Genomic DNA, 11,916 nt, shown 5'->3' with positions numbered 1-11,916 from the left:
GACCGTTACAAATCAAACAGAATATATTACGTATTTATTTAACTTGCCGCTTCCAGACGCCGGAACGCTTTAATACATGCCGCAAACTATCTGCGACTTCTTGCGCAGTCATCTTCGCAGCTGGATTGCGGGCGATGATTACAAGATCATAATCTGGTGCAATCGAAGCTTCATGTAACAAAAATGCTTCACGAAGGTACCGTTTTACCTGATTACGTACGACAGCATTTCCGATTTTCTTACTCACTGATAAACCAATCCGAAAATGAGCTTGCTGGTCTTTTTTTAGTGCGTATACGACAAATTGCCGATTGGCGACAGAGGCTCCTCGAGTAAACACCGCTTGGAACTCCTTGTCTTTCTTGACGCGGTATTCCTTCTTCACCTTGATCACACTCCATCCTGACATCACGAAAATTCGTCGTCTTTCATCATATCATAGAATAATCCTGCTTCGCGAGAGGGGGTTGTGACAAAAGCACGAACACCCTTAAAAAAAAGCAAAAAAAAGATCACCTCAGGCATCGCCAGAAGTGATCTCATCATCGCTCGATTATACAGTCAAGGCTTTGCGGCCTTTAAGACGGCGAGCAGCCAAGATCCGGCGGCCACTCTTCGTTGCCATGCGCGCACGGAATCCGTGAACTTTTTTGCGCTTACGGTTGTTTGGGTTGAAAGTTGGTTTCATTTTAGTCTGCACCTCCTTTAAAAATTACTCTATTAAAAAACATCGTTTTCTACTTTAAGGCAGTCTTGTACATTATATAAATCAAAAGGGACCTTGTCAATGAAAGTTCGTAAGAATTATCTCGTTCGATTCTATACGATTCGTTACGATAGAAATCTGGATGAGGGTTCGTATTACAAGATAGGAATCCGATCTGCATGAACAATAGGAAATTCCCCAAATTAAAACTATCCACAGACTTATCCACACTATCCACACTTTCCGTGGATAACTCTTCACTTTGTCTACAATAGTATTTTTTAAAATCAACGTCAAGGTTTGATTTTCGACTCGATTCTCCAACTATTTTTGATTTTGTGTATAACTATTTTTTTACGCTTCCTCTTTCAAAAAGTTATACACACGTTATCCACACCTTATCCACACTATCCACAGCCTGTGGGTAACTACCTGTGTATATCTTTATTTACTTGTGGATAAATCACTCTAGGCATTGCCAGGGCTCATTTCATTTGATACACTAATTGTGCATAACAACGACACGAACCAAATTGAATTTTCAAGTTATACACACCCTGTGGATAACTTTATACACAGTTTTACTTGCCTGTGGATAACGTTATCCACAGTTTTTATGTTGTGGGGATAAGTCGAGTTTCTTCATTAACTTTGTCCTGTGCATAAACCTGTGTATAGTTTTTTATATCATGATAGAAAAAGGGGGGTATTTATGAAAAACGCTGCCGAACTTTGGCATAATGTATTGTCTGTGATCGAGGAAGAAGAACGGACACCTAAGGCAAGTTATGACATGTGGTTAAAATCCACTGAAGGCGTCACGCTGAATGGAACGACACTGATCATCTCAGCACCAGCTGCATTTACCGTTACTTGGCTGGAACGTCAATACTTATCGTTACTCGAAGATACGGTTGAAGAAGTGACAGGGAGTCGACTTGATATTCAATTTATCGAGGAAGGCCAAGCAAAGAAGATGCTCGATCGTCAAAATGAGGAAGCGTCTGAGACGGTACCACCGTCTAAAACATCAAATCGTGCACAATCGTCACGAAAACCGACCGATGAGCTGGTCATGAGTGAACTCGGTCAATTGAATACAAAATACACGTTCGATACGTTTGTCATTGGATCAGGTAACCGTTTTGCCCATGCCGCTTCCTTGGCTGTAGCAGAAGCACCTGCGAAAGCCTATAATCCTTTATTCATCTATGGAGGAGTCGGACTTGGTAAAACCCATTTGATGCACGCGATTGGCCAGTACGTCCAAGATCAAAACCTTGGGACGCGGATCGCCTATGTCTCCTCGGAACGTTTTACAAATGACTTCATTAACTCGATTCGGGACAATAAAACCGTTGAGTTTCGGAACAAATACCGGAATATCGATGTTCTATTAATAGATGACATTCAATTTCTCGCAGGAAAAGAGCAGACGCAAGAGGAGTTTTTCCACACATTCAATGCCCTGCACAATGATCAAAAACAAATCATCATCTCGAGTGATCGACCACCAAAAGAAATTCCGACACTTGAAGATCGGCTTCGCTCTAGGTTCGAGTGGGGATTGATAACAGACATCACACCTCCTGACCTTGAGACACGGATTGCGATTTTGCGAAAAAAAGCCAATGCCGAGCAACTTGATGTTTCTAATGAAGTCATGCTCTATATCGCGAGTCAAATCGACACGAACATCCGCGAGCTCGAAGGGGCACTGACGCGTGTCATCGCTTATGCGAACCTGGTCGGACGGACGATTGATCCGAATGTTGCAGCAGAAGCGTTGCATAACATCATGCCGGTCACGGAGCCGCGAAAAGTCACGATCCGCGACATCCAGGAGTCCGTCAGTAAACACTTCAACTTACCGTTTGACGACTTAAAGGCTAAAAAACGAACAAAATCGATTGCCTTTCCACGCCAGATTGCGATGTACCTCTCGCGAGAGATGACGGAAAGCTCTTTACCGAAGATTGGTGAGGAATTTGGTGGACGGGATCACACGACAGTCATCCATGCACATGAGAAAATCAGTATGCTCGTTAAATCGGATGGAGAAACAGGAAAAGTCATCGAACAAATTAAGCATGAATTGAAACATTCCTGAACCTGTGGATAAGCTGTGGATAAAAGAGGCTAGTTATCCACAAGTTATCCACACGCAGTTTGGCTCTATACCAAGTTATCCACCGACTTATCCACACTATCCACAGCCCCTAATACTATTATTAAAAAAATATATTATTATGTTATGATGATGTAACGCCCATTTTGAGAGGAGCTTAACGACAATATGCATATTACAATTCAACGCGATACTTTAATCCAAGCCATCCAGGACGTAGCGAAAGCTGTCTCATCAAGAACGACGATTCCAATCTTAACGGGAATCAAACTTGAAGCGCATGGTGACGGAATGACGTTAACAGGAAGCGATACCGAGATTTCAATTGAACGGACAATCTATGCGGAAGAGAATGGTACTTCTTATGTAACCGTCCACCGCGCCGGTAGTGTCGTCCTCAATGCCCGTTTCTTTGGTGATATCGTTAAAAAGTTACCAACAGACGAAGTCATCATCGAAGTCTCTCCAAACTTCATGACACGGATTCAATCCGGGACAGCTGAATTTCATCTGAACGGTCTTGATTCAGACGAGTTTCCGCGTCTTCCACAAGTCGATGGGGGACAACAGTTCCGTTTACCCGCAGATCTATTACGTTCAATGATCCGTCAGACGAGTTTTGCCGTCGCGGTTCAAGAAACACGTCCTGTTTTGACAGGGGTTAACTTCTCAGCAGATAAAGGCATTTTGACATGCGTATCGACGGATAGTCATCGCCTTGCACTACGCCGGGCACAGTTTGAGACAGAGAACGAGATTTCGTTCCAAAATGTCATCGTGCCGGGTAAGAGCTTAAACGAATTATCGAAACTGTTAGGTGATGGTCATGTCGATGTCACGATCACGAACCAGCAAATCCTCTTCAAAATGAAACATGTCCTATTCTTCTCTCGCTTACTCGACGGGAACTATCCGGATACGTCGCGTTTAATTCCGGAAGAGTACCGGACGGCTGTCCGTATGAATGCAAAGGAATTGCTTCAGGCAATCGACCGGGCATCACTTCTTGCACGTGAAGACCGCAACAACGTCATCAAGTTCGCAGCAGAAGGTACGACAGCTGTCGAAATTTCATCGCACTCACCAGAAGTTGGGAAAGTTTCGGAACAAGTGAGCATCTTGTCGCTTGAAGGCGAAGAGCTGAAGATTTCTTTCAACTCGAAATACATGATGGATGCCTTAAAAGCACTTGATGCGACGGATATTGAAATTCAATTCACGGGATCGATTCGACCATTCATTCTCCATCCGGTCGACCAAGATAACGTCTTGCAATTGATTTTACCTGTCCGTACGGCTTGATTCCCTCCCCGAGAAACCGACTTGGTTTCTTGGGTTTTTTTTGTAATCCGTATATATGTTCGTTCATTTTGCTAAATCATGAGTTTTTTAGTACAATAAAGAGTATGTCATTTATAATATGTAGGTAGGAGGAGTCAATCCATGAATCAAATCAAAATCACGTCGGAATATGTCACATTAGGTCAGTTCTTGAAGCTGTCTGATATTATCTCGAGCGGAGGACAAGCAAAACCATTTCTAGCGGAGGTACCTATTCTCGTCAACGGTGAGGTCGATCAGCGACGTGGTCGTAAGTTGCGGGATGGAGATGTTATTGACGTAGAAGACTACGGTCAATTCGTCATCAAGAACGAGGCGAACTAACGTGCGACTAGATTCGGTACGACTCAGTCATTATCGCAACTATGAGTCGCTGGAATTGTTCTTTTCTGAAAAGACGAACGTCTTAATCGGGGAAAATGCTCAAGGCAAGACGAACTTGCTTGAAGCGATCCACGTATTGGCGCTCGCGAAATCGCACCGGACGACACACGATAAGGAACTGATCCAGTGGGATGCGGAAGCAGCGCGCGTCGAAGGACGTGTCATGAAGCGGATGGGTCCCCATTCGCAGGAAATCCAGATTTCGAGTCGTGGGAAGAAGGCGAAGCTCAATCATCTCGAACAGCGGCGCCTCAGTGATTATATCGGGGCGCTCAATATCGTGTTGTTCGCACCAGAGGATTTGCACATCGTCAAAGGCAGTCCACAAGTACGGCGTCGCTTTTTAGATATGGAGATTGGTCAAGTCAGTCCGGTCTACCTGCATGAATTAAGTCAATACCTGAAAGTGTTGAAACAACGAAATGCGTTGTTGAAGCAGTTGTCAATTAAAGGGGGGGACGAGACGTTCCTCGACATTTTGACGGAACAGATGATTACGCTTGCCGTTAAAATCGTTCAACGCCGTCATCATTTCATTGCCCAGCTCGAAAAGTGGGCGCGACCGATTCATGATGGAATCAGTCGTGGACAGGAAGAACTCGTTCTACGCTATCGATCCGATACATTTAGTGATGATTCGCTGGATGTCGAAGGAATGACTGCTTCTTATACGCAGAAGTTTGGTAAAATAAAAGAAAATGAAATTAGACGAGGCGTGACGTTATTTGGTCCACACCGTGATGACTTCGAAATGGAGGTCAATGGACGAAATGTCCAGACGTACGGTTCACAAGGACAGCAACGGACGGCTGCGCTCTCGTTGAAGCTAGCAGAGATTGAGTTGATTCATGAGGAGGTTGGGGAATACCCGCTACTTCTTCTAGACGATGTGTTATCGGAACTCGATGATCATCGTCAAACCCATTTACTCGATACGATGCAACAAAAGGTTCAGACGATCCTGACGACGACGAGTGTCGAGGGAATCGCACATGAAACGATTAGACAAGCGAAGTTGTTCCACGTGAAACAAGGAGCAGTTATTTTGGAAGAGACATCCTATAAAGAAACAGTAGGTGAGAAAACCGATGAGTAATCATGAAGATATGGAATTGGAACAAGGGTACGGTGCCGATCAGATTCAGGTACTTGAAGGTCTTGAAGCCGTTCGAAAACGTCCAGGTATGTATATTGGATCAACCGCGTCGAAAGGGCTCCACCATTTAGTTTGGGAAATCGTCGATAACTCGATTGATGAAGCACTGGCTGGATACTGTGACACGATTAAAGTCACGATTGAACCAGGGAACTCGATTCTAGTTGAGGATAACGGTCGGGGGATTCCGATTGATATTCAAGAAAAAATGGGACGTCCTGCAGTCGAAGTCATTTTAACGGTCCTCCATGCCGGCGGTAAGTTTGGTGGCGGAGGCTACAAAGTATCAGGTGGTCTTCACGGTGTCGGGGCTTCGGTCGTCAATGCGTTGTCGACGAAGCTTGAAGTATTCGTTAAGCGGAACGAGAAGCTCTATTATCAATCGTATCATCGTGGTGTTCCAACACAAGATCTCGAAATCATCGGGACTTCAGAAGAGACAGGGACAATGATTCGTTTCTTCCCGGACAGTGAAATCTTCCAGGAAACACTCGAATACGATTACGATTTACTTGCGACACGTTTACGTGAACTCGCTTTCTTGAATAAAGGTCTGAACATCGTCATTACGGACGATCGTGCAGAAGAACCGATTACGCGGCACTTCCATTACGAAGGTGGAATCAAGTCGTACGTTGAACACTTGAACCGCTCGAAAGAAGTTGTTCACCCGGAACCGGTCTACGTCCACGGAACGAAGGATGGCATCGAAGTCGAAGTTGCGCTTCAATACAACGATGGCTTTGCAGCCAACATCTATTCGTTTACGAACAACATTCCGACGCATGAAGGTGGTACGCATGAAACGGGCTTTAAGACGGCGTTGACGCGTGTCATCAATGACTATGCGAAGAAGTTCGGTTTGATGAAAGAAGCAGACGGTACGTTGTCTGGGGAAGACGTCCGTGAAGGAATGACGGCAATCGTCTCGATCAAACACCCGAACCCCCAATTCGAAGGACAAACGAAAACGAAGCTCGGTAACTCGGATGCTCGAACAGCGACCGATACGTTATTCTCTTCCATCTTTGAACAGTTCATGATGGAAAACCCGTCGAATGCTCGTGCAATCGTCGAAAAAGGAATGATGGCCTCGCGTGCCCGGATGGCAGCGAAACGCGCGCGTGAATTGACACGTCGTAAAGGTGTCCTTGAAGTAAGTTCACTTCCTGGTAAATTGGCCGACTGTTCATCGCGGGATGCAACGATTTCAGAAATTTATATCGTTGAGGGTGACTCAGCGGGTGGTTCTGCGAAATCAGGTCGTGACCGTCACTTCCAAGCGATTTTACCGATCCGTGGTAAAATTTTGAACGTTGAAAAAGCCCGTCTCGATAAAATTCTCGGCAGTAACGAGATCCGGACGATCATTACCGCACTCGGAACGAGTATCGGTTCAGAATTCAACATCGAAAAAGCACGGTATCATAAAGTCATCATCATGACCGATGCCGACGTCGATGGTGCCCACATCCGGACACTCCTGTTGACGTTCTTCTACCGGTATATGCGTCCGCTCGTCGAGCATGGTTATGTCTATATCGCACAACCGCCGCTATACGGAATCAAGCAAGGGAAAAACATCACGTATGTGCATAACGAACGTGAGCTGAACGAGGCCTTAGCCGCACTTCCAGAAAACGCGCGTTACGACATTCAGCGTTACAAAGGTCTCGGTGAGATGGATCCAGAGCAACTTTGGGAAACGACGATGGATCCGAGTGGTCGTCAAATGCTTCGGGTTGAACTTCAAGATGCCATCGAAGCGGATGAAGTATTCGATATCTTGATGGGAGATCAGGTAGAACCACGTCGTGACTTTATCCAGTCGCACGCGCATTACGTGAAGAACTTGGATATTTAACGTTGAATAGAGAGGGTGGCCAGACGAATGTCCGATCAACAAGGAATCATTAAAGATATAAATATTAGTCAAGAAATGCGTACATCCTTCATGGATTACGCGATGAGCGTCATCGTCGCACGTGCACTTCCTGACGTACGTGACGGTCTGAAGCCAGGACATCGTCGTATTCTTTATGCGATGAACGATCTCGGTATCCGCGCAGATAAGCCACATAAAAAATCTGCCCGTATCGTCGGTGAAGTTATCGGTAAGTACCACCCACACGGTGATTCTGCTGTTTACGACACGATGGTTCGGATGGCACAGGACTTCAGCTACCGGTATGAGCTCGTGGATGGACACGGAAACTTCGGTTCTGTCGACGGCGACTCTGCCGCTGCGATGCGATATACGGAAGCCCGTATGTCAAAAATCGCGATGGAAATCGTTCGCGATATCAATAAAAATACCGTTGATTTCAAAGATAACTATGATGGATCAGAGCGCGAACCAGAAGTCTTACCGTCGCGTTTTCCAAACTTGCTCGTCAATGGATCAAGCGGGATCGCAGTCGGGATGGCAACAAACATTCCGCCGCACCAATTAGGTGAAGTCATCGATGGCGTACTTGCGCTAACGCATAACCCGGAGATTACGATTTCCGAGTTGATGCAACACATTCCAGGTCCTGATTTCCCGACAGCCGGTGAAATCTTAGGTCGAAGCGGGATTCGCCGTGCCTATGAAACGGGACGTGGGTCAATCATCGTTCGTGCGAAAGCAGAAATCGAACAAGCTAAAAAAGACCGCGAGCGGATCATCGTGACGGAACTGCCATATCAAGTCAACAAGGCGCGTCTCGTAGAAAAAATCGCCGATCTCGTCCGTGAGAAGAAAATTGAAGGCATTACGGACTTACGTGACGAATCCGATCGTCGTGGTATGCGGATCGTCATGGAAATTCGTCGTGACGCGAACGCAAGTGTCATCTTAAATAACTTATATAAACAGACATCGATGCAAACGACGTTTGGTGTCAACATGCTTGCGATCGTGGGTGGTCGTCCGAAAACGCTGACACTCAAAGAGATGCTCTATCATTACCTCGAGCACCAAAAAGAAATCGTCCGTCGCCGGACACAGTTCGACCTTGAGAAGGCGGAAGCACGGGAACATCTTCTTGCGGGTCTTCGCATCGCACTCGATCACTTGGATGAAGTCATCAAAATCATCCGAGCGAACCGAACGGCTGATGCGGCACGCGAACAGTTGATGGATCGGTTTGCTTTGTCTGAGAAACAATCGCAAGCGATTCTTGATATGCGTCTTCAACGTCTAACAGGACTCGAACGTGAGAAAATCGATGCTGAATATGATGAAATCATGCAGCTGATCACGGAACTCAAAAAAATTCTCGAAAGCGATGAAGAATTGCTTGAATTGATTCGGACGGAACTCGAAGAAGTGAAAGAACGCTTCAACGACAAACGCCGGACTGAAATTCGGATGGACCACATCGAATTCGAAGATGAAGATTTGATTCCTGAAAAAGATATCATCATCACATTGACGAGCAGTGGATACATTAAACGTCTCACGACGGATTCGTATCGTGCACAACGTCGTGGTGGTCGTGGTGTCCAAGGAATCGGTACGAATGATGCGGATTATGTAACACGTCTCTTATCGTGTTCGACGCATGATACGATCCTGTTCTTTACAAACCGCGGGAAAGTCTACCGCATCCGTGGGTATGAAGTACCTGAGATGAGCCGGACTTCAAAAGGTGTGCCGATCATCAACCTGATTCAGATTGAACGCGGTGAAAAGGTCGAGACGATGATTCCAGTTAACTTTAAACGATACCTGGAAGAGCAAAATGTCGTCGAAGAATCCATCATCGAAGCGACAATCGAATCGGATGACGACGTAACACCGGAAGAAGAAGCGGAAGAGGTACTTGATGCAGAAGAAGTCATGCAGGATGAGCAAAAATCATTAATCTTCATGACACGTAAAGGACGCGTTAAACGTTCGCCACTCTCTGCTTATGCCCGGATTAATAAAAACGGTCTGATTGCGATTCGTCTGTTCGAAGACGACGAATTGACATCTGTCCGTCTCGCATCGACAGACGATGAAGTCTTTACCGTTTCAAACCGTGGTAAGGCGATTCGTTTCCCGATCACAAACGTTCGTTCAATGGGACGTGGTGCGCGTGGTGTCAAAGCGATGAAACTAGCAGAAGAAGATATCGTCATCGGCATGGAGCTTGCGCGTGAAGAACAAGATGTCCTCGTCATTACGGAAAAAGGATTCGGGAAGCGGACACCAATGACTGAGTTCCGAAGCCAGACGCGTGGTGGTAAAGGATTGATTGCAAGTAAAGTGAACGACCGGATTGGTCAAATTGCTGCCCTGCGAATCGTTGACGTCGATGATGACATCATGATCATGACAGAAGGCGGAATCGTCATCCGGACCGATTCACAAAATATTTCACGTGTCGGACGTAACACACAAGGTGTCAAAGTCATCCGGATTGAAGAAGGTGACCGTGTCGCTACCGTCGCGAAACTGAAAAAAGAAGAAAACGAAGAAACGATCGTTGATGAGCTGTCGACTGTCGTGGATGAAGAAAACATTTCTCCGGTTGTTGAAGCAGAAACAGTAATCGAAGAAACAGAAGAATAACATCAGTATGGAATAAAGAGGTACAGCAGAGTCGGACGGTAGATGTCCCTACTCTGCTGTTTTTCTACAAATAAAACTGATGAGAGAAAGGGACGAGGTAAGATGCGTATCGCAAGCGAGCGACTCATCATCGGCGATCGGGTAAAGGAGTCAGTCTTTTTACATACCGATATACCGATTGTCGAAGCTGGAAAAAAACTAGGGACAGACGAACTAAGACGCCTGAAACGGTTTTTGATTAAGGAAATCGATATTGAGGAACGACCAGAAGGTCTAGTCGAAGAAAGTCAACAAGAGATGGTTCGTCTTCAAGAAGTGAGCGAAAATCCATTCGAAGAACTTGTTGGTTCCTATAATCAAGTCTTCACCTCATGGGAACAAGGTTTCACCCCGAATACATATGAAGCTTTGAAATGGGTTAAAAACTCGATGCCCGATACAGTTCGTCGGGAAGATATTTTACCGTTCTTCCTTGAACGGGGAACGGAAGCATACACAGTTCGCCATGCGATTTATCGAGGGGCACTCGCTCAGTTGTTAGCGGAAGCAGTCAGAAAAGAACGAAAGATGATTCAAGACTTATGGACAGCCTCTTACTTTGCAGACTATGGACTCGCACGCATCATGGAGTGGCGACATACAAAACGATATGAAGCGATGCAACAAGAGATTTTCCATCGACATCCGGCGATGGCTTATCAAGCCTTACAAAACGATACGGTCATTTCAGATACGGTCAAACGTTTAATCGTCCAACACCATGAACGTCTAGACGGATCCGGTTACCCATTAAAAGCCACGGGTGATAAAATCATGGATCATACACGTCTTTTCATCGTAGCAGATGTTTTTGCGGCAATGACAAGCTGGCGTCCATACCGGGAGGCTTATACGGCATACGATGCATACGTTCACCTAAAAGCGCGGCCGATGCAGTACGATTCGAAGTACGTTACATTACTCGGACAACTTCTATTGCCGATTGGAATCGGAGATCGTGTTTTGATGAGTAACGGAAAAATTGCAACTGTCGTGCGGAAGAATGTCATCTTTGATCGTCCTGTCATCGTCTATGATGAGCAGAACCAGCAAGTCGTGAAAGACTTAATGGAAGACCGGCAGTTGAACATTATGCAGCTGATGGATTAAAGCAGACTTACTATATAGAAGAAACGCGTAGTTTAATCATTCTGTAGATCAACTTTTATGAAGAGGGAAACATTTAGGTGGATCTGCTAGGAATAGGTTAGTTCTCTGTTTGAGCCGTATGTGACAGGTGTCCTGAAAAAGGTGAATGCTAAAAGTCGAAAGGTACGGCTCAAAAACAGGAAGACGTGGCAAAAGCCACTTATACCAACAAAAAATGAAAGTCTAGTCAAAAGTTATAAAACAATTTTTTATGAAATTAAAATTAATTATCAAAAATGCTTGCACAATAATAAATCGCATGGTATATTATTTCATGTCCTAAAGAGGACGCACGCTTGAAACGAACGAAAAAACTTCTTTTAAAAAGTTGTTGACTTATCGTTCCAGACTTGGTATTCTAATTGAGTCGCCAAAACAGGCGCGGACGAACTTTGAAAACTGAACGATGAGGCAAAAAACGTATCTTCGGATACAAACAATGAATGAAGCGCAAGCTTCGTCAACGTGACTTT

At 45.3% G+C, this 11,916-nt stretch carries 9 protein-coding genes; 7 read left to right on the top strand and 2 right to left on the bottom strand.

Features of this window, described 5'->3' with window-relative positions; translation table 11 throughout:
* Positions 1-34 precede the first annotated feature (34 nt).
* Together rnpA and rpmH are read right to left on the bottom strand one after the other, a co-directional pair.
* Positions 35-385, bottom strand: a complete 351-nt coding sequence (gene rnpA / locus KNP99_RS13645) for a ribonuclease P protein component (protein ID WP_029332171.1) — start codon at positions 383-385, stop codon at positions 35-37.
* A gap of 168 nt (positions 386-553) precedes the next feature.
* Positions 554-688 (bottom strand): 50S ribosomal protein L34, encoded by a 135-nt coding sequence (gene rpmH / locus KNP99_RS13640; protein WP_012371910.1) that lies wholly within the window; start codon positions 686-688, stop codon positions 554-556.
* Between the two features lie 730 nt (positions 689-1,418).
* On the opposite strand from rpmH, the gene dnaA reads away from it, so the two are divergent.
* The 7 genes from dnaA (at position 1,419) to KNP99_RS13605 (ending at position 11,404) form a co-directional block, all read left to right on the top strand.
* Positions 1,419-2,816, top strand: a complete 1,398-nt coding sequence (gene dnaA, locus KNP99_RS13635) for a chromosomal replication initiator protein DnaA (RefSeq protein ID WP_029332172.1) — start codon at positions 1,419-1,421, stop codon at positions 2,814-2,816.
* A 186-nt stretch (positions 2,817-3,002) separates the two neighbouring features.
* On the top strand, positions 3,003-4,136 hold the full coding sequence (dnaN, locus tag KNP99_RS13630; RefSeq protein ID WP_029332173.1) for a DNA polymerase III subunit beta: 1,134 nt from the start codon (positions 3,003-3,005) through the stop codon (positions 4,134-4,136).
* Between the two features lie 141 nt (positions 4,137-4,277).
* Positions 4,278-4,499 (top strand): S4 domain-containing protein YaaA, encoded by a 222-nt coding sequence (gene yaaA, locus KNP99_RS13625; RefSeq protein WP_029332174.1) that lies wholly within the window; start codon positions 4,278-4,280, stop codon positions 4,497-4,499.
* 1 nt (position 4,500) lies between these two features.
* A complete protein-coding gene (gene recF, locus KNP99_RS13620) occupies positions 4,501-5,655 on the top strand; it encodes a DNA replication/repair protein RecF (protein WP_029332175.1) in 1,155 nt (384 codons plus the stop codon).
* A gap of 10 nt (positions 5,656-5,665) precedes the next feature.
* Positions 5,666-7,579, top strand: a complete 1,914-nt coding sequence (gene gyrB, locus KNP99_RS13615; protein WP_204251446.1) for a DNA topoisomerase (ATP-hydrolyzing) subunit B — start codon at positions 5,666-5,668, stop codon at positions 7,577-7,579.
* 27 nt (positions 7,580-7,606) lie between these two features.
* Complete coding sequence (gene gyrA / locus KNP99_RS13610; RefSeq protein ID WP_214770327.1) at positions 7,607-10,255, top strand: DNA gyrase subunit A; 2,649 nt, start codon at positions 7,607-7,609, stop codon at positions 10,253-10,255.
* A gap of 102 nt (positions 10,256-10,357) precedes the next feature.
* Positions 10,358-11,404 carry an HD-GYP domain-containing protein gene (locus KNP99_RS13605; RefSeq protein ID WP_214846158.1) on the top strand — a complete coding sequence of 349 codons (1,047 nt, stop codon included), beginning with the start codon at positions 10,358-10,360 and terminating at the stop codon, positions 11,402-11,404.
* Positions 11,405-11,916 lie beyond the last annotated feature (512 nt).

The sequence above is a fragment of the Exiguobacterium sp. s95 genome (genome assembly GCF_018618655.1).
GTDB lineage: Bacteria > Bacillota > Bacilli > Exiguobacteriales > Exiguobacteriaceae > Exiguobacterium_A > Exiguobacterium_A oxidotolerans.
Note: the sequence above shows the minus strand (reverse complement) of the source record. Positions and strands in the feature narration are given on the sequence as shown.

Excerpts from the sequence above, each read along its gene's own strand:
- rpmH (WP_012371910.1), bottom strand. The coding sequence starts at position 688 with ATGAAACCAACTTTCAACCCAAACAACCGTAAGCGCAAAAAAGTTCAC.
- dnaA (WP_029332172.1), top strand. The coding sequence starts at position 1,419 with ATGAAAAACGCTGCCGAACTTTGGCATAATGTATTGTCTGTGATCGAG.
- dnaN (WP_029332173.1), top strand. The coding sequence starts at position 3,003 with ATGCATATTACAATTCAACGCGATACTTTAATCCAAGCCATCCAGGAC.
- yaaA (WP_029332174.1), top strand. The coding sequence starts at position 4,278 with ATGAATCAAATCAAAATCACGTCGGAATATGTCACATTAGGTCAGTTC.
- gyrB (WP_204251446.1), top strand. The coding sequence starts at position 5,666 with ATGGAATTGGAACAAGGGTACGGTGCCGATCAGATTCAGGTACTTGAA.
- gyrA (WP_214770327.1), top strand. The coding sequence starts at position 7,607 with ATGTCCGATCAACAAGGAATCATTAAAGATATAAATATTAGTCAAGAA.
- KNP99_RS13605 (WP_214846158.1), top strand. The coding sequence starts at position 10,358 with ATGCGTATCGCAAGCGAGCGACTCATCATCGGCGATCGGGTAAAGGAG.